25 protein-coding genes and 1 riboswitch are annotated in these 23,788 nt (G+C 33.0%); of the genes, 14 read left to right on the top strand and 11 right to left on the bottom strand.

What is annotated here, in order from left to right; all coding sequences use genetic code 11:
* Nucleotides 1–247 precede the first annotated feature (247 nt).
* Nucleotides 248–2,365: a M3 family metallopeptidase gene (locus KHA90_RS03180; RefSeq protein ID WP_213295255.1), complete on the bottom strand. Its 2,118-nt coding sequence runs from the start codon at nucleotides 2,363–2,365 to the stop codon at nucleotides 248–250.
* A 169-nt stretch (nucleotides 2,366–2,534) separates the two neighbouring features.
* On the opposite strand from KHA90_RS03180, the gene KHA90_RS03175 reads away from it, so the two are divergent.
* The 12 genes from KHA90_RS03175 (at nucleotide 2,535) to KHA90_RS03120 (ending at nucleotide 12,335) form a co-directional block, all read left to right on the top strand.
* A complete protein-coding gene (locus tag KHA90_RS03175) occupies nucleotides 2,535–3,197 on the top strand; it encodes a queuosine precursor transporter (protein ID WP_213295252.1) in 663 nt (220 codons plus the stop codon).
* 13 nt (nucleotides 3,198–3,210) lie between these two features.
* A complete protein-coding gene (locus KHA90_RS03170; protein ID WP_213295249.1) occupies nucleotides 3,211–3,882 on the top strand; it encodes a hypothetical protein in 672 nt (223 codons plus the stop codon).
* On the top strand, nucleotides 3,883–4,452 hold the full coding sequence (locus tag KHA90_RS03165; protein WP_213295246.1) for a DNA-3-methyladenine glycosylase I: 570 nt from the start codon (nucleotides 3,883–3,885) through the stop codon (nucleotides 4,450–4,452).
* An 88-nt stretch (nucleotides 4,453–4,540) separates the two neighbouring features.
* A riboswitch (TPP riboswitch) is annotated at nucleotides 4,541–4,638 on the top strand.
* Nucleotides 4,639–4,723: 85 nt separating this feature from the next.
* On the top strand, nucleotides 4,724–4,930 hold the full coding sequence (gene thiS, locus KHA90_RS03160; RefSeq protein ID WP_213295244.1) for a sulfur carrier protein ThiS: 207 nt from the start codon (nucleotides 4,724–4,726) through the stop codon (nucleotides 4,928–4,930).
* A gap of 290 nt (nucleotides 4,931–5,220) precedes the next feature.
* Nucleotides 5,221–7,044 (top strand): phosphomethylpyrimidine synthase ThiC, encoded by a 1,824-nt coding sequence (gene thiC / locus KHA90_RS03155; protein ID WP_213295243.1) that lies wholly within the window; start codon nucleotides 5,221–5,223, stop codon nucleotides 7,042–7,044.
* Nucleotides 7,045–7,079: 35 nt separating this feature from the next.
* Nucleotides 7,080–7,685: a thiamine phosphate synthase gene (locus KHA90_RS03150; protein ID WP_317197371.1), complete on the top strand. Its 606-nt coding sequence runs from the start codon at nucleotides 7,080–7,082 to the stop codon at nucleotides 7,683–7,685.
* Nucleotides 7,652–8,407: a hydroxymethylpyrimidine/phosphomethylpyrimidine kinase gene (locus tag KHA90_RS03145; protein WP_213295242.1), complete on the top strand. Its 756-nt coding sequence runs from the start codon at nucleotides 7,652–7,654 to the stop codon at nucleotides 8,405–8,407. The genes KHA90_RS03150 and KHA90_RS03145 overlap by 34 nt, the downstream gene beginning before the upstream one ends.
* Nucleotides 8,397–9,035 carry a thiamine phosphate synthase gene (locus tag KHA90_RS03140; RefSeq protein ID WP_213295241.1) on the top strand — a complete coding sequence of 213 codons (639 nt, stop codon included), beginning with the start codon at nucleotides 8,397–8,399 and terminating at the stop codon, nucleotides 9,033–9,035. Before KHA90_RS03145 ends, KHA90_RS03140 begins: the two co-directional genes overlap by 11 nt.
* Nucleotides 9,016–9,792, top strand: coding sequence for a thiazole synthase (locus KHA90_RS03135; protein ID WP_317197370.1), 777 nt, complete (start codon nucleotides 9,016–9,018; stop codon nucleotides 9,790–9,792). The genes KHA90_RS03140 and KHA90_RS03135 overlap by 20 nt, the downstream gene beginning before the upstream one ends.
* A gap of 130 nt (nucleotides 9,793–9,922) precedes the next feature.
* Complete coding sequence (locus KHA90_RS03130) at nucleotides 9,923–10,300, top strand: GxxExxY protein (protein WP_213295239.1); 378 nt, start codon at nucleotides 9,923–9,925, stop codon at nucleotides 10,298–10,300.
* A 107-nt stretch (nucleotides 10,301–10,407) separates the two neighbouring features.
* Entirely contained in the window at nucleotides 10,408–11,544 is a 1,137-nt protein-coding gene (thiH, locus tag KHA90_RS03125; protein WP_213295236.1) for a 2-iminoacetate synthase ThiH, read from the top strand.
* Nucleotides 11,545–11,624: 80 nt separating this feature from the next.
* Nucleotides 11,625–12,335 carry a HesA/MoeB/ThiF family protein gene (locus tag KHA90_RS03120; protein WP_213295234.1) on the top strand — a complete coding sequence of 237 codons (711 nt, stop codon included), beginning with the start codon at nucleotides 11,625–11,627 and terminating at the stop codon, nucleotides 12,333–12,335.
* Here KHA90_RS03120 and KHA90_RS03115 read toward each other — a convergent pair.
* From KHA90_RS03115 to KHA90_RS03100, 4 genes are all read right to left on the bottom strand, one after another.
* A complete protein-coding gene (locus KHA90_RS03115) occupies nucleotides 12,332–13,126 on the bottom strand; it encodes an MOSC domain-containing protein (protein WP_213295230.1) in 795 nt (264 codons plus the stop codon). The two genes, KHA90_RS03120 and KHA90_RS03115, sit on opposite strands and share 4 nt — an antisense overlap.
* A 4-nt stretch (nucleotides 13,127–13,130) precedes the next feature.
* Nucleotides 13,131–13,766 (bottom strand): leucyl/phenylalanyl-tRNA--protein transferase, encoded by a 636-nt coding sequence (aat, locus tag KHA90_RS03110; RefSeq protein ID WP_213295227.1) that lies wholly within the window; start codon nucleotides 13,764–13,766, stop codon nucleotides 13,131–13,133.
* Between the two features lie 165 nt (nucleotides 13,767–13,931).
* Nucleotides 13,932–14,303 carry a DUF3127 domain-containing protein gene (locus KHA90_RS03105; protein WP_213295224.1) on the bottom strand — a complete coding sequence of 124 codons (372 nt, stop codon included), beginning with the start codon at nucleotides 14,301–14,303 and terminating at the stop codon, nucleotides 13,932–13,934.
* Between the two features lie 15 nt (nucleotides 14,304–14,318).
* A complete protein-coding gene (locus tag KHA90_RS03100) occupies nucleotides 14,319–15,209 on the bottom strand; it encodes a flavin reductase family protein (protein WP_213295221.1) in 891 nt (296 codons plus the stop codon).
* Nucleotides 15,210–15,372: 163 nt separating this feature from the next.
* On the opposite strand from KHA90_RS03100, the gene KHA90_RS03095 reads away from it, so the two are divergent.
* Nucleotides 15,373–16,521: a sensor histidine kinase gene (locus tag KHA90_RS03095; protein ID WP_213295216.1), complete on the top strand. Its 1,149-nt coding sequence runs from the start codon at nucleotides 15,373–15,375 to the stop codon at nucleotides 16,519–16,521.
* Nucleotides 16,522–16,631: 110 nt separating this feature from the next.
* On the opposite strand, the gene KHA90_RS03090 is transcribed toward KHA90_RS03095, so the two are convergent.
* Nucleotides 16,632–17,018 carry an HIT family protein gene (locus KHA90_RS03090; RefSeq protein ID WP_213295214.1) on the bottom strand — a complete coding sequence of 129 codons (387 nt, stop codon included), beginning with the start codon at nucleotides 17,016–17,018 and terminating at the stop codon, nucleotides 16,632–16,634.
* A 73-nt stretch (nucleotides 17,019–17,091) separates the two neighbouring features.
* Complete coding sequence (gene greA, locus KHA90_RS03085) at nucleotides 17,092–17,568, bottom strand: transcription elongation factor GreA (protein WP_213295211.1); 477 nt, start codon at nucleotides 17,566–17,568, stop codon at nucleotides 17,092–17,094.
* 155 nt (nucleotides 17,569–17,723) lie between these two features.
* Here greA and KHA90_RS03080 point away from each other — a divergent pair, with 155 nt between their 5' ends.
* Nucleotides 17,724–18,137, top strand: coding sequence for a Rieske (2Fe-2S) protein (locus KHA90_RS03080; protein WP_213295209.1), 414 nt, complete (start codon nucleotides 17,724–17,726; stop codon nucleotides 18,135–18,137).
* A 55-nt stretch (nucleotides 18,138–18,192) separates the two neighbouring features.
* Here the strand turns inward: KHA90_RS03080 and KHA90_RS03075 are convergent, their stop codons facing one another.
* From KHA90_RS03075 to pnuC, 4 genes are all read right to left on the bottom strand, one after another.
* Nucleotides 18,193–20,355, bottom strand: coding sequence for a TonB-dependent receptor (locus tag KHA90_RS03075; protein ID WP_213295207.1), 2,163 nt, complete (start codon nucleotides 20,353–20,355; stop codon nucleotides 18,193–18,195).
* A gap of 315 nt (nucleotides 20,356–20,670) precedes the next feature.
* Nucleotides 20,671–21,075 carry an alternative ribosome rescue aminoacyl-tRNA hydrolase ArfB gene (arfB, locus tag KHA90_RS03070; RefSeq protein ID WP_213295204.1) on the bottom strand — a complete coding sequence of 135 codons (405 nt, stop codon included), beginning with the start codon at nucleotides 21,073–21,075 and terminating at the stop codon, nucleotides 20,671–20,673.
* Nucleotides 21,075–23,189, bottom strand: a complete 2,115-nt coding sequence (locus KHA90_RS03065) for a DUF4301 family protein (RefSeq protein WP_213295202.1) — start codon at nucleotides 23,187–23,189, stop codon at nucleotides 21,075–21,077. Before KHA90_RS03065 ends, arfB begins: the two co-directional genes overlap by 1 nt.
* Nucleotides 23,150–23,773, bottom strand: a complete 624-nt coding sequence (gene pnuC, locus KHA90_RS03060; RefSeq protein WP_213295200.1) for a nicotinamide riboside transporter PnuC — start codon at nucleotides 23,771–23,773, stop codon at nucleotides 23,150–23,152. Before pnuC ends, KHA90_RS03065 begins: the two co-directional genes overlap by 40 nt.
* Nucleotides 23,774–23,788: the final 15 nt, after the last annotated feature.

Genomic DNA, 23,788 nt, shown 5'->3' with positions numbered 1-23,788 from the left:
AGCCCGAATATTAATTTATTCGGGCTTTTTTTTTGCTAATAATGGTTAATTGGTTTCTCTCAAAGACGCAAAAGCGCAAAGATTTCATGTGTAAAATTGGCGGCTTTGCGACTTTGCGTGAGATTTATTCGTTCCAATATTAATACTGTTTTTTCTTAACTTAATGACATTGAGCTAAAGCCATTCAAAATAAAAAAATCCCCGAATAATTACATTATCCGGGGATTTCAATAAAAATCTAATCGTACTATTTTTTATCTATAATCGGAAAATTTCTCGCACGCATTAAAGCATCAGATTTAGGAGCTCTTCCTCTAAAGTTTTCATAAGCCTTTTCCTGATCAATAGTATTTCCAACACTGAAAATATTATCATAAAGACGTTTTGCTACTTCTTTGTCATAAGGTCCTTTTCCTTCTGTAAAAGCCTCATAAGCATCTGCATTAATTACATCTGCCCATAAGTAGCTATAATATCCGGCTGCATATCCATCTCCTGAGAAAATATGTCCGAATTGAGGAATTCTGTGACGCATTACAATTTCTGATGGCATATGAAGTGCATCTAAAGTTTCCTTCTCAAATTTATGAGGATCTATAGTTGTTGTAGCCAAGTGTAATTTCATATCAATTAAAGAGCTTGAAATAGTTTCTACAGTTGAAAAACCTTCACCAAAGTTAGATGCTTTTTCAATTCTGTCTACTAAAGATTGTGGTAATGGTTGGTTTGTTTTGTAATGCAAAGCAAATTTGTTCAATACCTCAGGAGTAGCTAGCCAATGCTCTAACAATTGCGATGGAAACTCTACATAATCTCTTGCAACACTTGTTCCTGCCAAACTCGGATATGTTACATTAGAACATAATCCGTGAAGTGCATGACCAAACTCATGAAACAAAGTTGTAGCATCTTCCCATGAAATTAAAACTGGCTCATTTGCTGTACCTTTTATAAAATTACAATTATTAGATACGATAGTAAGAACTTCACCATCCATTTTTTGTTGGTCACGGTAAGCATTCATCCAGGCACCAGAACGTTTTCCTGCACGTGCATAAGGATCAAAATACCATAATCCAACCACTTTACCAGTTACTTTATTACTTACTTCCCAAACACGAACATCTGGATGGTATACAGGAACATTTGTAATTTGTTTAAAGCTTAAATTAAACAATTCGCCTGCAACCCAAAACATACCTTCACGTAAATTTTCCAGCTGCAAATACGGTTTAACCTCATTTTGATCAAGATCGTATTTTGCTTTTCTAACTTTTTCAGCATAAAAACGATAATCCCACGGCTGAATTTTAAATTTACCACCTTCTGCATCTACAATTTTCTGCATTTCAGCCACATCCTGATGTACTTTTTCAACAGCCGGCTCCCAAACTGATAACATTAAATCTAATGTTTTCTTAGGATCTTTTGCCATTTTATTTGACAAACTCCAATCAGCAAAAGTAGGAAAACCTAATAATTTTGCTTTTTGTGTGCGCAATTGTAAAATAGAAACAAGAGTTGCATTGTTATCATTTGCATTGCCATTATCTCCACGTTTCACAAAAATATCAAAAGCTTTTTCTCTTAAATCTCTGCGAGTTGAAAAAGTCAAAAATGGCTCAATAGAAGAACGTGTATTTGCAACACATCCCAAAACATCTAATTTTCTGCTTTTAGCTTCAGCAATTGCTGCATTTTTTACCTCATTTGGCAAACCATCAAAATCACTTTCAGTTTTCAGGGCTACATATTGATTATGCTCTTCAGCTAATAAATTCTGACTGAATTTTGTAAAAAGACTCGCTAATTCCTGATTGATTTTTGCTACCTTTTCTTTGTCTTTTTCATTTAGTTTTGCACCTTCACGAACAAAATCAGTATAATACAACCAAATTAAGCGTTGTTGCTCACTTGTAAGTTTTTTGCTTTCTTTTGAATTGTATAAAGTTTCAATTCTTGCAAAAAGTTTTTTATTTTGAACTATTTTATCACTAAACTCGGATAATTTCGGAGACATTTCTGTTTCTACCGCATCAAATTCCGGAGTACTTAAAGTCGAACCATAAATACCGTAACTGGTATAAATTCTAGACATTGTTTTACCTGAACGTTCTAAAGCTGCGATAGTATTATCAAAAGTTGGTGCTTTTGGATTATTAGTAATAGCGTCTATTTCGCTAAGTTTTTCCTGAATAACAAATTGAATTGCAGGTTTAAAATCCGAAACTTTATACTCATTAAAAGCAGGAACTCCTCCGTAAGGACCTGTCCATTTTTTAAGCAATGGATTGTCGGAATTGTTTTGTGCGTTGGCCGAAAATAAGGTTGTTCCCATGAGAAAAATTGTTATTATTTTTTTCATTATCATTAATTTGATTTAATATGTTACTGTTCCAAATGTAACTAAAAATCAGTATTCAAAAGAAAATTTTAACTTATAGAATATGCGTAAACCATACTTTAAATTAAAAATATCCATTCCAAGTTATAGAGAAATACCTTAAATTTGAAACTTCATTTTATCACATCACATGTTTAAAACCAGAAAAGAGATTGTTTTTGTAGTTCTAGCGGGCATATTTATAACGAACGCCGTTGTCGCTGAACTTATTGGAGGAAAATTAATTCAAATTGGTCCATTTGTAATGAGCATAGGTATTTTGCCGTGGCCAATAGTTTTTTTAACAACAGATTTGATCAATGAATATTTTGGTGAAAAAGGTGTAAAAAAACTTTCAGTTATAACTGCATGTTTAATTGCATATGCCTTTTTACTATTATTTATGGCAATTGTAATTCCGGCAGCAAAAGGAATAAGCCCCGTAAATGATGAACAATTTCAAGCAGTTTTCGGACAAAGTATGTGGATAATTGTGGGTAGTTTGATAGCTTTTATGGCATCACAATTAATTGACGTCTGGATATTTTGGTTTTTTAAAAGAAGAACAGGCGAAAAAAAAATATGGCTTAGAACAACTGGATCAACGGTAATTTCACAATTATTCGATTCTTTTATTGTATTGGGTATTGCTTTTTGGTTACCCGGAAAAATTGATTTTCAAACCTTTATATCATCCGGATTAACGGGTTATATTTTTAAACTTTCAGTTGCCGTTTTATTAACGCCTTTGATTTATTTAGGTCATCATTTGATAAAAAAATATCTGGAAGAAGATCCTTCTAAAAAAGATTAAGTATCTTGTAGTTATGAAAAAGACAATTGCCATATTACTGCTTTTAATAACCTATTTTTTTATAGGTTGTGGTAACGATGCAAAAAAACAGCCTGAACAAGAAAAAGTTTATCCTGTAAATAAATTAAAAGCTGCATCAGCAAAAGTCTTTGCAAAAAAATCTCCGGAAATTGTATCTCTTTCAAAAAAGAAATATGTTATAAATAAAGAGGATTCTTTTTCAATAAAAGAGGATAATAGCTCTAAACCGCAGATTCAAAGTTCGGAAAGTACTGAAAACCATAATTTGGATTTTAGCAAGGAAGCAAATAAGACTTTAATGACATTCGTTAACCTGCGTAAGATACTTTACGGAAGTAAAATTGGGCAAACTTTAACTCAGGATCAGTTAGCTGAGAAATTTGAAATTCCGCAGGAAGCTGTAAAACTCATAAAAACCATTACAAAAACCGATAAAGATGAAATTGCTATTAAATGGCGTTCGACTTGGTTCGTAGAAAAAGTATCAGATGCTAAATTCAAAGACGGGTTGATGAAAATTACTTTTAAAGCCAATAAATTGTATACATCCGGAACTGCTATTGGTATTAAATATGATAAAAGAATTTACAATGAACTTGTTATAATTGGTCGTTCAGCTTATATTCCGGGTGTGAAAGGATATAGTTGGCAAATAGGCAAATAAATGGAAACAGAAAATCAAATAAGATGCAGTTGGTGTTCTGCCAGTGATTTATATAAAAAATATCATGACGAAGAATGGGGAGTTCCAGTTTATGACGATCCTTCATTATTTGAATTTCTAATTTTAGAAACTTTCCAGGCTGGTTTAAGCTGGATTACCATTTTAAATAAAAGAGAAAATTTCAGACTTGCTTTTGATCATTTCGATTATAAAAAAATAGCCAATTATACGGAAGAAAAAATAGAATCATTATTACAAGATGCTGGAATAATTCGCAACAAACTTAAAATACGGGCTACTATTTCAAATGCGCAGGCATTTATGAAAGTACAGGAAGAATTTGAAAGTTTCTCTAATTACATCTGGAAATTCACTAACGGAAAACCCATCATCAACAATCCAAAAACCACAAAAGACATTCCCGCCACTACTCCAATTTCAGACGAAATCAGTAAAGATTTAAAAAAAAGAGGCTTTAAATTTGTTGGTTCAACCGTAATTTACGCACATATGCAAGCCACTGGAATGGTCAACGATCATGTCGAAAATTGCTGGACAAGAGTCAAGTAACCAGTCGCAGTTTTTAGTTTTCAGTCTCTTAAAATCAACTTTAAACTTGAAACCTGAAACTTTTAACTATTTTTTTTATTACATTTGCTTCACACTTTAGGGGTGTCTACTAATAAGTAGGCTGAGATTTTACCCTCTGAACCTGATCTAGTTCATACTAGCGTAGGGAAAAGTAAGATGACTTCTGCGCGCATTTTTATGCGTAATTGTAGCCATTCCTAAGGTAGAGATTCACTATAGTGAATCTTAATAAAACCTAAAAACTTAAGGAATGGAACTAAAAATCAACCAACAAATCAAACAATTCAATGCTGAATCGCTAAGCGTTCAGTCATTGCTAGATCTCGAAATTCCAAACAAACAAAACGGAATCGCCGTTGCCATTAACAATACCGTTGTTCCAAAAATCAACTGGAACAAATTCCTCGTACGCGAAACTGACGAAATCTTAATTATTTCTGCAACGCAAGGAGGATAATATGGCTGCTTAAACGGGCTATCCGTTTCAAGTCCGCAGTCGTCAACCAAAAAAATATAGTCTTAGCAAAGCTTCCGTTGGTCGCTTTCCTAATCCTTATTTTTTCCGGCTTCCTCCTTTACGGGCTTTCCACTTCTATCCCTAGCAGAAAAAACAAATTCCAAAAATTAAATTCCAAATTCCAATTGACATACAAGTCGTAGACAATTGCATAAAACACAATCTACATCAACCTAAAACTTGAAACCTGAAACAAAAAACTATAAACAACAAACTATAAACTTCTCCTTATGACTAACGAAGAAAAAATCTCCAGAACTCCTTTTCCAAACTCCAAAAAAGTATACGTAAAAGGTGAAATTCATCCAATAGAAGTTGCAATGCGTGAAGTGATTCTTAGCGACACAAAACTTTCTAATGGTGGAATTGAGAAAAATCCACCTGTAACTATTTATGACACTTCTGGCGCATATACGGATCCAAATATTGAAATTGACATCCGAAAAGGACTTCCACGCTTACGCGAAAACTGGATTCTGAATCGAAATGACGTCGAAATTCTAAACGAAATCACTTCTGATTACGGTCAAACCAGACTGAAAGATGAAAGTTTAGATCATCTTCGTTTTGAATATTTGCATCAACCTAAAAGAGCTAAAAAAGGCGCAAACGTAACGCAGTTATATTACGCAAAACAAGGAATTATAACTCCTGAAATGGAATATATTGCCATTCGTGAAAACCAACGTATCGAACTTTTGAACGAACAAACCAAAGCGATGCGTTGCCAACATAACGGACATAGCTTTGGAGCCAACACGCCAAAAAGCAAAATCACTCCGGAATTTGTTCGAAGCGAAGTAGCTTGCGGAAGAGCCATAATCCCCAACAATATCAACCATCCTGAGAGCGAACCTATGATTGTTGGGCGTAACTTTTTAGTAAAAATAAACGCTAATATCGGGAATAGTGCCGTGACCTCAAGTATAGAAGAAGAGGTTGAAAAAGCCGTTTGGGCTTGTCGATGGGGAGCTGACACTATTATGGATTTATCAACAGGAAAAAACATTCACGAAACAAGAGAATGGATTATTCGTAATTCACCAGTCCCTATTGGTACTGTTCCTATTTATCAGGCTTTAGAAAAAGTAAAAGGAATTGCCGAAGATTTAACTTGGGAAGTTTTCCGTGATACTTTGATTGAACAAGCAGAACAAGGAGTTTCATACTTTACAATTCATGCCGGAGTTTTATTGCGTTACATTCATTTAACCGCTGATCGCGTTACCGGAATCGTTTCTCGTGGCGGATCAATAATGGCAAAATGGTGTTTGTTTCATCACAAAGAAAACTTTTTATATACTCACTTTGAGGAAATCTGCGAAATCATGAAACAATATGATGTTGCTTTTTCTTTAGGTGATGGTTTACGTCCGGGATCTATTGCCGATGCCAACGATGCTGCTCAATTCGCCGAATTAGAAACACTTGGCGAATTAACAAAAATTGCATGGAAACATGATGTTCAGGTTTTTATTGAAGGTCCAGGTCACGTACCAATGCACATGATTAAGGAAAATATGGACAAACAATTAGAACATTGTAATGAGGCTCCATTTTATACTCTAGGCCCGTTAACTACTGATATTGCGCCTGGTTACGATCATATTACATCGGCAATTGGGGCTGCAATGATTGGTTGGTATGGTTGTGCGATGTTGTGTTATGTAACGCCAAAAGAACATCTTGGTTTACCCAACAAAAAAGACGTAAAAGACGGTGTTATCACTTATAAAATCTCGGCTCATGCTGCTGATTTAGCCAAAGGTCATCCGGGAGCACAATATCGTGATAATGCGTTAAGTAAAGCTCGTTTCGAATTTCGTTGGGAAGATCAGTTTAATTTATCATTGGATCCGGATACAGCAAGAGAATTTCACGATGAAACACTTCCGGCTGAAGGTGCAAAAGTGGCTCATTTCTGTTCTATGTGCGGGCCTAAATTCTGCTCGATGAAAATCTCTCAGGAAATTCGAGACGTTGCAGCAGCTGAAAAAGGCATGCAGGAAAAATCAGAAGAGTTTATTGAGCAAGGAAAAGAAATTTATATCTAAAAAGAAAATAGAAGAAAGAATCAAGAGAAAAGATTATGATGATAGTAATTACAAATCCTTCTGTTATTGCAAATGAAATAGACATTATTCATGGTTTATTTGACGAAGGATTGTCTTTGCTTCATATTCGGAAACCTGATTTTTCTGAGTTAGAAATGGCTCACTTTATTCATCAGATAAAATTTGGATATCGATCTAATTTAGTTTTACACCATCATCATAAATTAGCAGAAGATTTTGGAATCAAGAGAATTCATTTTTCTGAAAAAGTAAGAGCACGTAATTCTGATTTTGCTATACGATTTTCAAAATCATCTATGCATAAATCAGCGTCAACACATTCTATTGAAGATTTTAATGCTTTAGAAAATGATTTTAATTACGCTTTTCTAAGCCCGGTTTTTACAAGTATTTCTAAAGAGAATTATCGTCCGAAAGAAAACCTTTTTGAAGCTTTAAAATTAAAAACAAATAATAAAACAAAAGTTATCGCTTTAGGCGGAATTGATGCTGAAAACATTCAAAAAACTCTTGAAAATGGTTTTGATGATGTGGCACTTTTAGGAAGTATCTGGAACAATGAAAATCCAATAAAACAATTTAAATTATGTCAAAAAATCGTCCAGTTGCACTCACTATAGCAGGTTTTGATCCAACTGGCGGTGCTGGTGTTTTGGCAGATATCAAAACATTCGAACAGCATCAGGTTACAGGATTTGCAATTATGACAGCGAACACTATCCAAACAGAAAATGAATTTCATGCAATTCAATGGACAGATTTGAGTTTTGTCATTCGGTCAATTGAAACATTTTTTCAAAACTATACAATTAACGCTGTAAAAATCGGAATCGTTCCTTCGTTGCATTATTTAAACCGAATTCTGTCTACGATAAAATTACTGTCTCCGGCAACAAAAATTGTCTGGGATCCGGTTTTAAAATCGACTACAAAATTCGAATTTATGAGGATAAAAGATCAATTGGATTTGGATAAAATTCTATCCAAAATCGATTTGATTACTCCCAATTACAATGAAATAGAAATTTTATTTCCGGGGTTTATTTCTAATGAACTTTGGCATCAAAACGAAATCCTAAGTGCAATTTTATTAAAAGGCGGACATAATCCTTCTGAAATTGGAACTGATCGATTATTTCTAAAAAATGAAATTATTGACCTATTACCTTCTGACAAAAAATGCTTTGAGAAACATGGTTCTGGTTGTGTATTATCATCTGCAATTGCGGCAAATTTAGCCATAAATCAATCTCAAACAGAAGCGTGTAAAAATGCTAAAACTTACATCGAAAAATACCTGAGTTCAACTTCAACTTTAATCGGATATCATTATGTACAATAAACTGCAATACATTTCACAAGGAGAAACAATCGAAAAGCAATTGTATAATATTCATCTGGCGCTAGATGCCGGATGCGATTGGGTACAAATGCGTTTTAAAAATCAAACTGCAAAAGACACTTTTGCTTTAGCCGAAGCTGTAAAATTTTTATGCGAAGAATATCTCGCCAACTTTATTGTAAATGACAATTTATATCTGGCACAGCAAGTTGCCGCAGATGGAGTGCATTTAGGATTATCCGATATGAAAATTGCTGAAGCAAGAGCTATTTTAGGCAGCACAAAAATTATCGGAGGAACTGCAAATACCTATGAAGATATTGTAAATCATGTTAGAAATAGCTGCGATTATATTGGTTTAGGGCCGTTTAGATTTACGGAAACAAAAGAAAAATTAAGTCCAATATTGGGTTTATCTGGATATTATGATATTGTCGAAAAAATGAAAAATAATAAAATTCAGATTCCGATTTATGCGATTGGCGGAATCACATTAAAAGACATTAGTCCGTTAATGGAAACTGGAATTCATGGCATTGCGGTTTCCGGAATGATCACAATAAGCGATCAAAAAGAAAAACTAATTCAACAACTAAACGAAAAGTTATATGCAAACGTCATTGTTTAAAATTGGAGATAAAACCTTAACCTCACGCCTATTTTTAGGAACTGGAAAATTTGGTTCAAATCGTGAAATGGAAGAAGCTATTTTAGCATCAGGAAGCGAATTGGTCACGGTTGCCCTCAAACGAATTGATTTAGAAACAGAAACTGATGCTATATTATCGCATTTAAAACATCCAAATATTAATTTATTGACCAATACTTCGGGCGCGCGAAATGCTAAAGAGGCTATTTTTGCTGCACAATTAGCAAGAGAAGCTTTAGAAACAAACTGGTTAAAATTAGAAATTCATCCCGACCCAAAATACTTAATGCCGGATCCTATTGAAACATTAAAAGCAACAGAAGAATTGGCTAAACTTGGTTTTTTTGTATTGCCTTATATTCACGCAGATCCTGTTTTATGTAAACATTTAGAGAATGCCGGAACTTCTGCCGTTATGCCTTTAGGTTCGCCAATTGGCAGTAATAAAGGTTTAAAAACAATTGATTTCCTTGAGATTATAATCGAGCAAAGTAATGTTCCGGTTATTGTAGATGCTGGGATTGGCTCTCCATCTGACGCTGCAAAAGCAATGGAAATTGGCGCCGATGCTGTTTTGGTCAATACCGCAATTGCTGTAGCCGGAAATCCAAAACTAATGGCAGAAGCTTTTAAGGAAGCTGTGATTGCAGGCAGAAAAGCTTTTGAAGCTAAAATCGCTAATCAGCAGAATCATGCGATTGCTTCAAGTCCTTTGACATCATTTTTATATGACTAAAATTATTTCACGCAGATTTATGGAGATTTAAGCAGATTTAAAATGATTTTTTATTTATTAAAACTACTTGCAATAAAATACTAAATGAAAGAAAATTCTTTAATTTTGAATCAAATTTAAATAAAGAATAATGACAGAAAATGAAATATCATATTTAGTGCGAGGAGCAATTTTCAAAGTATATAATAATTTGGGACCCGGTTTATTTGAATCTGTTTATGAAAGTGCTTTGTTTTATGAACTGACAAAAGCCGATTTACAAGTTCAAAAACAAGTTGAAGTTACAATTTCTTATGAAGAGATAACATTAGAGCCTGCTTTTAGAATAGATCTTTTAGTGGAAGACAAAGTAATAATAGAATTAAAGTCTGTTGAAGATCTAGCTCCAATTCATTATAAACAACTTGACACATATCTAAGACTCACAAATAAAAAACTAGGATTATTAGTCAACTTTAACACTCTAAATATTTTAAACGATATTAAAAGAATCGCTAATAAAATGTAAAATCAATAACAAACACTACAAATTAAGACATTTTAGATAGAAAATAAAATCATTTTAAATCTGCTTAAATCTCCATAAATCTGCGTGAAACAAAAAAACACAATTCAATGAATACATTTAAATCTGTTTTTGAACAATATGACTGGGATTCAATCCAATCTAAAATATACAATACTTCGGCAAAAGATGTTGAACTTTCTTTGGCAAAAACCAAACGAAATCTCGATGATTTTTTAGTTTTGATTTCTCCAATTGCTCAGAATTATTTGGAACAAATGGCACAGGAATGCCATGATCTAACAAAAAAACGTTTCGGAAAAACAATCCAAATGTATGCGCCTCTGTATCTAAGTAACGAATGCCAGAACATTTGTACTTATTGTGGTTTTAGTTTAGACAATAAAATTAAGCGAAAAACACTTTCTGATGCTGAAATTAAATTGGAAGTTGAAGCTTTGAAAAATGTTGGTTTTGATCATGTTTTATTGGTTACAGGAGAAGCAAATTATACCGTAAATATTAATTATTTTCTGAATGCTATTGCTTTAATACGAAAAGAGTTTTCGATTATTTCTGTTGAAGTTCAGCCGCTTTCTACCGAAGATTATGAACGTTTGCATGAAGCTGGCGTTTATTCGGTTTTAGTATATCAGGAAACCTATCATCAGGAAGTTTATAAAAAATACCATACAAAGGGCAAAAAGTCGAATTTCGATTACAGATTGGAAACTCCTGACAGAATTGGAACCGCAGGAATTCATAAAATAGGTTTAGGTGTTTTATTAGGCTTAGAAGATTGGCGCACCGATAGTTTCTTTAATGCTTTGCATCTCGATTATCTTCAAAAAAAATACTGGCAGACCAAATATTCAGTTTCATTTCCCAGACTTCGACCAGCCGAAGGTATAATTGAACCTAATTTTATTATGGATGATAAAGATCTGACACAACTTATTTGCGCCTATCGTTTATGGAACGAAGATCTGGAAATCTCAATTTCAACCCGTGAAAACGAGAAATTCAGAAACAATATTATCCCAATTGGAGTGACAAGTATGAGTGCCGGATCTAAAACAAATCCGGGTGGTTATGTCGTTGATCCGCAATCATTGGAACAATTTGAAATTAGTGATGAACGATCTGCTAAAGAAATCGCCCAAATTATAACGAATAGAGGTTACGAACCCGTTTGGAAGGATTGGGACAAAATTTATAGTCATAAAGTCGAAAGTTATAAGTCTTAAAGTAAAATACTTTACTTCGATTCCTGCTTTCATCTTAGACTTTTGACTTTCGACTTTACAACTTTAAGACTTAAATTAAAATGAGCATTATACAAGAATTCCTTCGTTACAACAGACAAACCATTTTACCTGAAATTGGTGACGAAGGTCAGGAAAAACTAAAAAAAGCAAGAGTTCTAGTAATTGGTGCCGGAGGTTTGGGATGTCCCATTTTGCAATATATTGCGACGGCCGGCGTTGGCTTTATTGGGATAATGGATTTTGACAAAATAGAAATTCATAATTTACACCGACAGATTTTATATACTGAAAATGAAATTGGTCAGGAAAAATCTATTGTGGCAAGAGAAGTCGTTGCAAAACTAAATCCGTTAATTGAAGTTGAAGCAATTAATGAGAAATTGACAACCGAAAATGCCAGTCATATTATTGATCAATACGATATTGTTGTAGATGGTTCTGATAATTTTGCAACACGTTATTTGGTGAATGATACTTGCGTTGATTTACAAAAACCATTAATTTACGGAAGTATTTTAAAATTTGAAGGACAAGTTGCCGTTTTCAATCATAACGGAAGTAAAAATCTACGCGATTTATTTCCTGAAATGCCGGATCCAAAAGACGTTCCCAATTGTAATTTAAACGGTGTTCTAGGAACTCTTCCCGGAATTATTGGCACTATGATGGCGCATGAAACTCTCAAATTAATTTTGGATTTACCAACTCTAAAAAATGAATTGGTTCTTTTTAATACGCTGGATTGGAGTTTTACAAAACTGGATTTTTAGAAAATAACAGTATCGCCAACACTAATTATTCCGGAATTTAAACTCACGATATTGGTTCCAAATAAAACAGAATTATTTACTACTCGGTATTTACTTAAGGTTTTTAAAGGTTCTTTTTTTATAATACTTTTTTGCGGATCATTATTCACCATAATACATCTTCCGCAGGGTTTTATATTTTTAAATTGAACTTCTCCTATAGCAAAAGTATCAAAATCATCTTCTTCATGAGCATTTTTTGAAGTGATGACAATATTAGGGCGAAATCTTAAAACTGTGATTTTATTTTCTAATTTTTCATTTAGAAAGTCGATACTTTCTGATCCAATTAATAAATAAGGATATCCATCAGCTAAACTTACATTGAACGTTTCTTTGAGTTTTGAGCTTTCGTGTTTGCGATCTCCAATTTTAATTATTTTAACTAATTTGCATTGAAAACCCAAACGTTCACTGAACCATTTTGAAGTTTCCGGATCCACCTCAAATACTTCACTTTTATCCTCCCAAACATTTGCCTCAATAGAATCTTCTAAATGTGCAGTAGTAGAAAATTCATGTTTATAATCCTTAAAAGTGATGGTAATTTTTCCATCTGAAATTTGTGGATAAAACTGACTCAAAATTGGATTTTCTCTTTGTGTTATCAATTGATTTTCGGCATCGATTAACATCCATCTTCGGTCATTTTCAAATCCCATTTCTTCAGCCAGAGCTTTCTGACAACTAATTGAGGCTAAACTTTTTATCGGATAAATATAAATTTCTTTTACAACATGAACTGCGCTCATTTTACTAACTTTTTAAAATTGACATAAATTCTTCACGATCAATTTCGCGACAACCTAAACTTTCTAAATGTGGATTATAAACCTGACAATCTAATAATTTATAATTTTCTTTTTTCAGATGATTTACTAAAGCTATAAAAGCCACTTTTGATGCATTTGATACTTTTGAAAACATACTTTCTCCACAAAAAATATTCCCCAAATCAATTCCGTATAAACCGCCAACCAAAACCTCACCTTGCCAAACCTCAACAGATTTTGCAATTCCCTGTTCGTTTAGTTTGCAATAGGCATCGATCATATCGTTTGATATCCAGGTCCCGTTTTGACCATCACGTTTTATTTTTTGGCAATTCGAAATTACATCTCTAAAATTTTGATTAAAAGTAACTCTAAACTCGTTACGATTCAAAACATTACGCATACTTTTAGAGATTACCAATTCATCAAGAAACAAAACCATTCTGGGATCCGGTGACCACCATAAAATAGGTTCTCCTTCATTAAACCACGGGAAAATTCCGCTTTTGTAAGCTAGTTTTAATCGGTCTGAATCTAAATCGCCGCCAATTGCCAAAATACCGTCTTCATCGGCTTCTGAAACTGGAGGAAAGAATAAATCGTTTGATACGTAATACATATTAAAAAAAATTACAAAATGGAAATTCCAAATTCCAAACTCTTATTTGGTAGAAAACTTTGTCAAAGTTGTACGCAATTATTGTTCACAAAAAAACAAAATTCCAAACTCCAATTACAAGTAAATGAATTGGAATTTGGAATTTATTTTTTGTAATTTAAACGTTTAGAAAGGTAAATCGTCCGGTTCGTCTTCGTTTAAGTTTGTTGCTGGTGCAAAAGCTTCTGCAGCTGGCATTGCCGGAGTTTGTGCAGGACCTTCTGGTGCTACTCTTTCAATTCTCCAACCTTGAATACTATTGAAATATCTGGTTTCTCCTTGTGGATTAACCCATTCTCTTCCTCTTAAATTGATAGAAACTTTTACTGCCTCTCCTTGTTTGTAGCTACTTAATAAATCGCATTTATCTTGTGTAAATTCGATCAAAATATGCTGTGGATACTGCTCATCTGTGGTAACAACCAACTCTCTTTTTTTGAATGCAGCACTAACTTGTTGCTCTGGGTTCACCACTTTTACTTTTCCTGTAACTTCCATCTTCTTCTATATTAATTATTGTTTCTTTTCTATTTTTTTTGCTAAAAGCACTTTCCAGGCTGATGAAATATCATCATTATTCAGATATTTTTTGGCTTCTAAATGTATCTTTTCCTGATCGTCTGAGCTTAAAACTCCTTTCACCGAAAAATTTTCTTTCACAAATATACTAACTTCTTCCGTTGTGGGCAAGGCTTCAATGTTACCTAATTTTCCGAGGTCATTTCCGTCAAAAACAGTACTTTCCTTGATGTTCTTCGGAATCACATCTACTCCAACTCCTAATGTTGTCAACGGTTTTGGCACTTCAAAAAGTCCCTGATTGGATCTTGAATACCAGTTATTTCCTAATCTTGAAACCAAATCAATTTTATGTTGATCAATACCTCCATTTTCATCTAAAACAGCTTCATGAATATGCATTTTAACGACTTCACAAAGGATCAGATTTCCTGCTCCGCCTTCTGTACCTAACGGAATTATCTGTGTGACTTTGCACTCAAACTGCACCGGAGATTCTTTTACCCGATATGGTTTTACCAAATCTGATGGAATTTGCGTTAATCCGGCTTTTATAAACTCATTTATACCTTCGGCATATTCTGTACTGGCTAATGATGTTTGCTGTACTAAATCATAATTTACTACATTAATTACTACTTCGCGCGTTGCTTCAGCATTAATCAGAGTGTGTTTAACAGTATTGTCCCGAACGCGGCGTGCAGGCGAAAAAATTAAAATTGGCGGATTGGCACTGAACACGTTAAAGAAACTAAAAGGCGACAAATTCGGGATTCCTTTTGTACTTATTGTACTTGCAAAAGCAATTGGTCTGGGACCTACGGCACTTTGTAAATAACCATGCAATTTTGCCGTTGGTATTTCTTTAGGATCGATGCTAATCATAGATTTTTCTTTTAACCGAATCTCGTTTCGGTAACTGCAAAAGTAGATAAATCGTTTAATCCAAAGAAATACTTTCTTATATAAAAACAAAAAAAATCTTTAAAGCATTACAAAATATTAAATGTGTTTATTTCGTTATATTTATACCTCAAAAAAACTATTTATGTCTTTTTCAGAAAGAAGAAATACTACGCGATGGATTATCATTTCTATTTCCTTTTTAATCATTTCCCTGATTCTTTGGAATACTTACACTTTTTTTCAGATTTTTAAAAACGAAGAAAGGCTTAAAATGAATCTTTGGGCAAATGCTTCAAAAACGCTTATTAATGCCGATGAAAATACTGATTTAGATTTACCGCTTGAGATTATAAACAACAATACTTCGGTTCCAGTTATGTTAACCATGTATGACAAAGTGATTAGCTCAAAGAATATTCCTGATGATATTATTGAAGATAAAGATAAGGCTGCAGCGTATTTAGCCAATTTAAAAAATGACAATGAGCCTATTCTTATTGAATATGCTCTTGGAAAGCAACAACAGGTTTATTATGGCAATTCGGCTTTGCTTAAGAAGTTAAAATATTATCCCGTTGCTTTATTACTGATTATCTTTTTGTTTGGCGCTTTGATTTACAATTTCTACAAAAGCACTAAAATGGCTACTCAAAACAAACTCTGGGCGGGAATGGCAAAAGAAACCGCGCATCAAATCGGTACGCCATTATCGTCTCTAATTGGTTGGGTTGAAATATTAAAAACAGAGGAAATTGACCAATCAATTACTTTTGAAATAGAGAAAGATATTGAGAGATTACAAACGATTACGGATCGTTTTTCTAAAATTGGATCTGTTCCCGTTTTAGAGGAACATGATATTATTGCAGAAACTTTAAATACGTATGAATACCTGCAATCCCGTTTTTCTAAACAAGTTGCATTCTCATATACTGGGACTAAAGAACCTATTTTAGTCATGATAAACCCAACGCTACATAGTTGGACTATTGAAAATCTTGTAAAAAATGCCATTGATGCCATGAAAGGAAAAGGATCTTTAGACCTTAAAATTGAACAAGATGCAAATCAAGTAAAAATAAATGTGAAAGATTCCGGAACTGGAATTTCGAAAAAACAATATAAAACAATCTTTGAACCTGGTTTTACAACTAAAAAACGTGGTTGGGGATTGGGACTTTCTTTAACCAAAAGAATAGTTGAAGAATATCATAGCGGAAAAATAAAGGTATTACATTCTGAAATTGGGAAAGGAACTACTTTCCAGATTTCGTTAAATAAAAAAGTGTAGTAAAAATTACTTTACTACACTTTATATTTTTTTATTGTCTTGGGGGCTTCGACTCCGCTCAGCCCGACATACGAATTTGTTGACCTGGGTTTCGAGTTTACTCAGCCTGACTACAAATTCGCCTTAATACTTTTTGCCAAAGCTTCAAATTCTTCTTTAGAAAGTGATACTTTATTATGAAAACGCATTTCATCCATTTCGTTTAACGGAATTAAATGTACATGCGCGTGAGGAACTTCTAAACCTACAACTGCCATTCCGACTCTTTTGCAGGGAACGGTTTTCTCTAAGGCAATTGCAATTTTCTTAGAAAATTTCATTAAACCTAAATACAACTCATCATCCATATCAAAAATCTTATCGATTTCTTGTTTGGGAATACAAAGTGTGTGTCCTTTTGCATTTGGATTTACATCTAAAAAAGCCAAATACTTGTCGTCTTCCGCAATTTTATAAGAAGGAATTTCTCCGTTTACTATTTTGGTAAATATTGACATCGTTTATTTGTTTATTTGTAGAATCGTTAAATCGGTTAAACAAATAAACGATTAACCAATTAAACATTATAATTTAATCTCTTGTAATTTCTAATACTTCAAATTTCAATATTCCGTTAGGAACGGTGATTTCTGCTACTTCACCAACAGATTTTCCTAGTAAACCTTTTCCAATAGGAGAAGTTACTGAGATTTTTCCGGTTTTTAGATCTGCTTCACTTTCGGCAACAAGCGTATATTTCATTTCCATTCCGTTGCTTTGGTTTTTAATTTTTACATTAGAAAGTACCAATGCTTTTGAAACATCAAGTTGTGATTCGTCAATTAATCTTGCATTCGAATATACTTCTTCCATTTTAGCAATTCTCATTTCAAGTAATCCTTGTGCTTCTTTTGCTGCATCATATTCGGCGTTTTCAGATAAATCACCTTTGTCTCTTGCTTCTGCTATATCTTGGGATGCCTTTGGGCGCATTACACTTTTTAAATGCTCCAACTCATCTTTTAATTTTTTTAATCCTTCTGCTGTATAATAAGATACTTTACTCATAACTTCATCGTTTATATAAATACAAAAAATCCCATCGGGACGGGATTTTGTATTACAAATATACTATTATTTTTTATAGTACATAATTATATGTTAATCATATAAAAATCAAATCTAAATAAATTATTTTTGTTTCACTAATTCTTATTAAAATAATGAAAAAATTCTGGCTCTTAATTGTATTTGTTTCTATCTTGTTCTCTTGCAGCGATAACAACACCAGTAACAAAAATCCTTACATACCTAGTTATTCTGTTAACCTTTCTATTGACATGAATTTGCCTGCTTATTCAAACCTTAAGTTTGTAAGTAATGGTATTATTATTCCTAATTATGGGGCAAAGGGAGTTATTATTTTCAATGCAGGAAGCGGCTATACTGCATTTGATGCAGCTTGTCCTAATCAAGCCTTAACTTCTTGTACCGCAATGACAATTAACGGAATTAATGCTGTTTGTTCCTGCGATAAAACTGAATATAGTTTATTTACGGGACTTGGCGGAAAAGAATATCCTTTAAAACAATATCGGGTTGAAGTAATAGGAACCGTGATTCACGTTTATAATTAATATAAAAAAAGCCTGAAAGTTTAAATTTTCAGGCTTTTTTATTTTTTGAAGTTTCTTAGAATTTCAAAGTTAATCCAGCTAAGAAATTAATTCCTGCCTGAGGATAATAGTATGGATAAACATCATACATATAACCATTTGACACATATTTTTTATCTAAAATGTTATTTACTAAACCTGTAATTAAAATTGATTTAAAGATTGATTTAGGTTTAATTTCGTAAGATATATTAAAATCATTGACAAAATAATCTGCTAATTTAGCCGCAGGTAATTCGATATTATTCATGTATTGTTCACCAACATATTTTTGCAATAACGAAATATGTAAACTCTCAATTGGGCTGTAAACAATAATATTCCCCGCAATAACTTCTGGCGAATAAGCAATCTTAGTTGTTCCGTAATTTTGACCATCAACTGCCAAATCAACATTTTTATTACTGCTTAAAGTAAAGTTTGGTCTTAGAATAAATTTATCCGAAAGCTTAATTGTTGCATCAACTTCAAAACCTAAACGGTAACTTTTGTCCGTATTTGATCGAATTGGCGCTCCAACATCGTCTAATGTTCCTGTCAAAATCAATTGATCTTTGTATGCCATATAATAGAAATTTGAAGTCAATTGAAATTTCTCTGAATTGAGTCTCCAGCCTAATTCAAAATCATTTAGCTTTTCAGGTTTTACATTTCCCCCTTCATAATCGGTTCTGTTAGGTTCACGATTTGCTCTTGCGTAGGAGAAGTAAAGTGTGTTTTTTTGATTAAGATCGTAATTCAAACCCGCTTTTGGATTAAAAAAATTGAAGTTATCATCAACCAAACCAGTTTCGGCACTATTTGCTTTATAGGTTACATTTCTATATTGTAAATCTCCGTAAAAACTTAACTTTTCTGTGAATTGATAATTGGCTTTTGCGAAAACATTACCGTCCGTTTTAGCTGAATAATCATCGTAATAATGGTCTCCAAGTTCAGATTGTGAAGCATATCTTGCCCAGATTACTTTTCCAAAATGATCGCCTTCGTATTTATTCCAGCCTCCGCCAAAAATAACATCCAGCTTCTCTTCTTTGTATTTTACTGAAAAAGTAGTTCCGTAGAAATCGTTATCCAACCATTTCTGACGCACTAAATCAGTTGTACTTACAGCGCCAACTGGCAATAAACCGTAATCTGCCATATCAGCATCTTCTTTGTAGTTGTCGTAATAGCCTTTTCCTTTAGTATAATGTAAAGCCAGGTTTGTACTCCATTTATCTGAGAATGATTCACTCCAGTGTAATTGATAATGATTTTGATTGTAATTATCGGTTTCATTATCATAGAAACGAAGATTTCCTGCTTCATCAGTATAGGCTCCCGCCGAATTATATGTACGATCTGAATTTAAGGTTTCAGCATCAATTCCGTTCCAGGATTGGTATGTTTTTTCGGTTCCGCCAAAAACCAATGCTTTAATCAAAGTCGTTTTACCAACATAAGTTCCTTGCAGAAAATATGATTTTAGATCAGAACTCGCTCTGTCAATATATCCATCGGATTTGATTGTAGACAAACGTCCTGCCAATTCAAAATGGTCATTTAATAAACCCGTACTAAATTTTACTGTATTTTTTTTAGAATTAAAGCTTCCGTAAGAGCTTGAAATTTCTCCAATAGCTTTTGATGCATAATTATCTGTCAGCATATTTAAACTTGCGCCAAACGCACCAGAACCATTCGTTGAAGTTCCAACTCCTCTCTGCAATTGTAAACTTTCCAGAGACGAAGCAAAATCAGGCATATTTACCCAAAATGTTCCCTGACTTTCAGCATCATTATAAGGGATTCCGTTTATGGTAACATTTACTCTTGTAGCATCACTACCTCGAACTCTGATTCCTGTATAACCCATTCCGTTTCCTGCATCTGAAGTCGTGACAACAGATGGCAAATAGTTCATCAAAATTGGAATATCCTGACCAAGATTTCTGTATTTGATATCTTTTTTATCCAAGTTACTAAACGAAACCGGCGTTTTTGTAGTTACACGAACAGCAGAAACCAATACATCATCAAGCTTGTTGACTTTGGTTGAATCTTGTTCTTGAGCGAAAGAGAATTGTGATAAGAAAATAGAAGAAAGAAGAAAGAAAATAGACTTTTGAGTCAGCTTTGAACCTTTGTGCCTTTGTACCTTTGTACTTTTGAAAGTACCTGAAAAAAATGTTTTCATCCGTAAAAAAATTACGAATAAAAGGGGGAATTATTCTTTTGTTAAATTAATAAATGTTTCACGACAAAATATAGTGTGCACGCTAAAATTGTCGTTTTTTCCCTTAGCAACATTACTTGCTCAGGTTCTTTGGGTATGATCTCAGCTCGTTATTTAGAGCACCCCTTTGAGACGAGACAAATGTAAACTTAAAAAATGAAATTCCAAACCTTACAAATTTTCAATTTTTTAAATTCCAAATTCCAATTGAAAATCTATATTGAAAATCTATAACGTAGCCTTTCTTTTTGGAATTTGGAATTTATTTTTTGGAATTTAATCTAAGTCCGGCTTTCTCCTTGATTGCTTTCTCTCAGAAATATTCTTTTTGTCTTTGATTCTTTTCCTAATTACCGATTTTGGAATCTTAGTTGCTTTTCGAACTTTAGGAACAAATAATCCTTTTTTGATAATTTCCAGAAAACGTTTTATGACAATATCTTTATTTTTAAGCTGACTTCTGTCTTCATCACAATTTAAAATCAAGATGTGTTCGGTTGTTAAACGAGATGCAATATTCGTTAATAAAAGCAATTTTTCTTCTTCAGATAAAGCCTGAGAAGCATTTACATCAAAAGTCAAAACTACTTTTGATGATACTTTGTTCACGTTTTGTCCGCCTGCGCCACTACTTCTAACTGCTTTAAAACTTAACTCTGATATGATTTTTTCGATATCCATTATTGTGGTTGGTGTGCTGCTTTTAATAAATCATTTACTGTTTTCACGGGATTAAAAGTAATCAATGGAACTGCTACGAAAATTGTAAGCCAATTTGCCATTGCTCCGTTCCACAATCCCGGCAATTCGTAGCTTTTAACTATTTTTCCTTCAACACTTTTCTCTACTATAAAACCTGCTTTTTGATCTACAAATTGCAATAAATCAAACTTTTCGTTTTTATAATTTTTAATTCCGCAAACTAAATCAACGGGATTAAAATGTGTTGCTTCTGCTAAAATTTCCTGTTGCTTTTTATTTGCCAGATCTACCTGAGAAGTTTCTACAATCTGCAATGAAACTGTTCCTTTATTATTTCTTACCCAAAAAGGTCCTCCTCCTGGTTCTCCTTCATTTTTAACCATTCCGCAAACACGAATTGGTCTGTCTAACAAATCTTTAATCTTACTGATTTTATTTTCAACAGTGAACTTATTAAAGTCGCTATTTAATTCAATGTGTAGTTTTTGCATTAAAAAAGCAACAATTTCCTCAATGTTATTTTCTTTTATTTCCTGCTTTTCAATAGCTTGTAAATAACTAAAAACTTGTTGCTGCACATCAATTAAAATCCCTGCTAAAGCTTTTTTATACAACGCAATTTTATCAATATGGTTTTGAATTACATTATCAATATTTTTTATAAAAATGATATCTGATTCCAGCTCGTTTAAATTCTCGATTAATGCACCATGTCCTCCTGGTCTAAATACTAAATTATTTTCTTTATCCCGGATAGGAATGTTTTTTGCATCTACACAAATAGAATCAGTACTTTTATTTTGGTAGGAATAACTAATATTAATTTGAGCGCCTGATAATTTTTCTACTTTTTCTTTAAGTACCTCAACTTCATTTTCAAATAAATTTTGATGATTTTCCGAAACAGTAAAATGTAAATTAGAAACTTGATTTGTTGTTGCATAATGCACACATTCATTCAAATGTTCTTCAATAGGATTTGCAATATGGGTTTTATATTGATGAAATGGCAATACTGCTTTTGGCTTATTGGCAAAATCAAAATAATCAGAAGACAATAATATTTTTATAAAGTAATAATTCTTGTAATCTCTGTCTAAAGTTTCAAAATCAGGATAAATTTCTTTTAGTTTTTCGTCTAAAGCTTTAAAAAATGGAAACTTATCCATTGCAACGATAAAAATAGACAAATCACTGTCTTTTTTTCTGTTGATATAAGCATTTATAGTTTCTTTTTTAATCTCAAAGTCATTCAAAAAAGCATTTAGAAATTTAAACATTCTGCTTGCAGCGCCTGAGGCTGGAACAAATTTCTTAAGTTTCAATTGTTCTTTTTGAAGATCAAAAAAAGCAGCTTTTTCTTTAAATTCCGATTCAGATAAACTTAAGATTCCGTTATTAATTGTTGCGGGACTTATTAGATTTGCTTTTGCAATTCCGCTTTTAAAAATTTCTAATTGTTTTAGAATTTTATTAAATGGAATTTCATGATTATATATCTGAACAAAATCTGCTGATGAAATATCATGTTGCGTTGCAATTGATAAATTATCAATAATTGCGATTGCTTTTTCCAAACGACTTTCTTTATCTCCGGAAAGCGTTATGAAAGGCTTTTTTGCATCAATTAGAGTTTGTTTAAAAACCGAAAACACAGTTTCTCTTCCTTCAGAAGTATCTCTGATGTCATCTTTCTCCCAGGGAACATCTATATCCGTAAGGAAAAACAAATCGTATTCATGTTCTAATGCGGCTTCATTTAAAAACGGATCACAAAAGCCATAATATACTTCAGAAAAAACTTTGGTAACCATCAAATTAGTATCAGAAAACAAATATTTTTTTGCCGAAGCAAGTTTTATATTTTCTAATGCAACTTGTCCGTATGCTATTGGCAACATATCATCTTCAACACAAATATGCTGATTCTCTTCCCATTTTTGCTGTAAATAATCACGTGCGAATTCAGGAACCCATTCGGTTTCATAATATTCTGCAAGTTGTTTTGCCAATGTGGTTTTGCCTGTACTTTCAGGACCAAATAAAGCAATTTTTATGATAGCTGTTTTTTGCTGTCTAAGATTTTTCTCCATTCTAAATAAGCTGAAATAGCCAAAATTGTAAAAATTAAATATTGAAGTGACAACATCCCTAAGCCACGATAGGCATAAAGAGGCACAACAATAATATCGCCAATGATCCAAAGTGTCCAGTTTTCGATCTTTTTCCTGGCCATGTACCACATTCCTGCAAAAAATATTCCAGATGAAATCATATCGACATAATTATCGTTTTTAATCTCATAATCAAAATATTTATAAATTCCGAAAACTACAAAAACAGTAACAAAGAACAGTATAATACCTATTATTTTTTCATTAAGATTCGTTCTCGTAATAGGCAAATTATCTTCAACCGTTCCTCCTTTTGCCCAAACCCACCAACCATAAATACTCATAATTGAGAAATAGGCATTAATGATCATATCACCAATATATCCCGCCACGTATAAAAGATAAACTGAAATAACTGTAGCGATTAAACCGGTTGGATATACCCAAATGTTTTCTTTTTTAGCAAACCAAACACTTAAAATACCAAATACAAAAACTAAAAACTCTAAAGCAATATGCCATAAAGGAGCATTTTTGTAACTCTCCAGAAAAAAATCTATCATTAGGTTTGGTTGTTT

The organism is Flavobacterium psychroterrae (genome assembly GCF_018380615.1).
In the GTDB taxonomy this organism is placed as follows: Bacteria; Bacteroidota; Bacteroidia; order Flavobacteriales; family Flavobacteriaceae; genus Flavobacterium; species Flavobacterium psychroterrae.
The sequence above is the reverse complement of the archived record's forward strand: the minus strand, read 5'-3'. Positions and strand labels throughout refer to the sequence as shown.

Excerpts from the sequence above, each read along its gene's own strand:
- KHA90_RS03180 (WP_213295255.1), bottom strand. The coding sequence starts at position 2,365 with ATGAAAAAAATAATAACAATTTTTCTCATGGGAACAACCTTATTTTCG.
- KHA90_RS03175 (WP_213295252.1), top strand. The coding sequence starts at position 2,535 with ATGTTTAAAACCAGAAAAGAGATTGTTTTTGTAGTTCTAGCGGGCATA.
- KHA90_RS03170 (WP_213295249.1), top strand. The coding sequence starts at position 3,211 with ATGAAAAAGACAATTGCCATATTACTGCTTTTAATAACCTATTTTTTT.
- KHA90_RS03165 (WP_213295246.1), top strand. The coding sequence starts at position 3,883 with ATGGAAACAGAAAATCAAATAAGATGCAGTTGGTGTTCTGCCAGTGAT.
- thiS (WP_213295244.1), top strand. The coding sequence starts at position 4,724 with ATGGAACTAAAAATCAACCAACAAATCAAACAATTCAATGCTGAATCG.
- thiC (WP_213295243.1), top strand. The coding sequence starts at position 5,221 with ATGACTAACGAAGAAAAAATCTCCAGAACTCCTTTTCCAAACTCCAAA.
- KHA90_RS03150 (WP_317197371.1), top strand. The coding sequence starts at position 7,080 with ATGATGATAGTAATTACAAATCCTTCTGTTATTGCAAATGAAATAGAC.
- KHA90_RS03145 (WP_213295242.1), top strand. The coding sequence starts at position 7,652 with ATGTCAAAAAATCGTCCAGTTGCACTCACTATAGCAGGTTTTGATCCA.
- KHA90_RS03140 (WP_213295241.1), top strand. The coding sequence starts at position 8,397 with ATGTACAATAAACTGCAATACATTTCACAAGGAGAAACAATCGAAAAG.
- KHA90_RS03135 (WP_317197370.1), top strand. The coding sequence starts at position 9,016 with ATGCAAACGTCATTGTTTAAAATTGGAGATAAAACCTTAACCTCACGC.
- KHA90_RS03130 (WP_213295239.1), top strand. The coding sequence starts at position 9,923 with ATGACAGAAAATGAAATATCATATTTAGTGCGAGGAGCAATTTTCAAA.
- thiH (WP_213295236.1), top strand. The coding sequence starts at position 10,408 with ATGAATACATTTAAATCTGTTTTTGAACAATATGACTGGGATTCAATC.
- KHA90_RS03120 (WP_213295234.1), top strand. The coding sequence starts at position 11,625 with ATGAGCATTATACAAGAATTCCTTCGTTACAACAGACAAACCATTTTA.
- KHA90_RS03115 (WP_213295230.1), bottom strand. The coding sequence starts at position 13,126 with ATGAGCGCAGTTCATGTTGTAAAAGAAATTTATATTTATCCGATAAAA.
- aat (WP_213295227.1), bottom strand. The coding sequence starts at position 13,766 with ATGTATTACGTATCAAACGATTTATTCTTTCCTCCAGTTTCAGAAGCC.
- KHA90_RS03105 (WP_213295224.1), bottom strand. The coding sequence starts at position 14,303 with ATGGAAGTTACAGGAAAAGTAAAAGTGGTGAACCCAGAGCAACAAGTT.
- KHA90_RS03100 (WP_213295221.1), bottom strand. The coding sequence starts at position 15,209 with ATGATTAGCATCGATCCTAAAGAAATACCAACGGCAAAATTGCATGGT.
- KHA90_RS03095 (WP_213295216.1), top strand. The coding sequence starts at position 15,373 with ATGTCTTTTTCAGAAAGAAGAAATACTACGCGATGGATTATCATTTCT.
- KHA90_RS03090 (WP_213295214.1), bottom strand. The coding sequence starts at position 17,018 with ATGTCAATATTTACCAAAATAGTAAACGGAGAAATTCCTTCTTATAAA.
- greA (WP_213295211.1), bottom strand. The coding sequence starts at position 17,568 with ATGAGTAAAGTATCTTATTATACAGCAGAAGGATTAAAAAAATTAAAA.
- KHA90_RS03080 (WP_213295209.1), top strand. The coding sequence starts at position 17,724 with ATGAAAAAATTCTGGCTCTTAATTGTATTTGTTTCTATCTTGTTCTCT.
- KHA90_RS03075 (WP_213295207.1), bottom strand. The coding sequence starts at position 20,355 with ATGAAAACATTTTTTTCAGGTACTTTCAAAAGTACAAAGGTACAAAGG.
- arfB (WP_213295204.1), bottom strand. The coding sequence starts at position 21,075 with ATGGATATCGAAAAAATCATATCAGAGTTAAGTTTTAAAGCAGTTAGA.
- KHA90_RS03065 (WP_213295202.1), bottom strand. The coding sequence starts at position 23,189 with ATGGAGAAAAATCTTAGACAGCAAAAAACAGCTATCATAAAAATTGCT.
- pnuC (WP_213295200.1), bottom strand. The coding sequence starts at position 23,773 with ATGATAGATTTTTTTCTGGAGAGTTACAAAAATGCTCCTTTATGGCAT.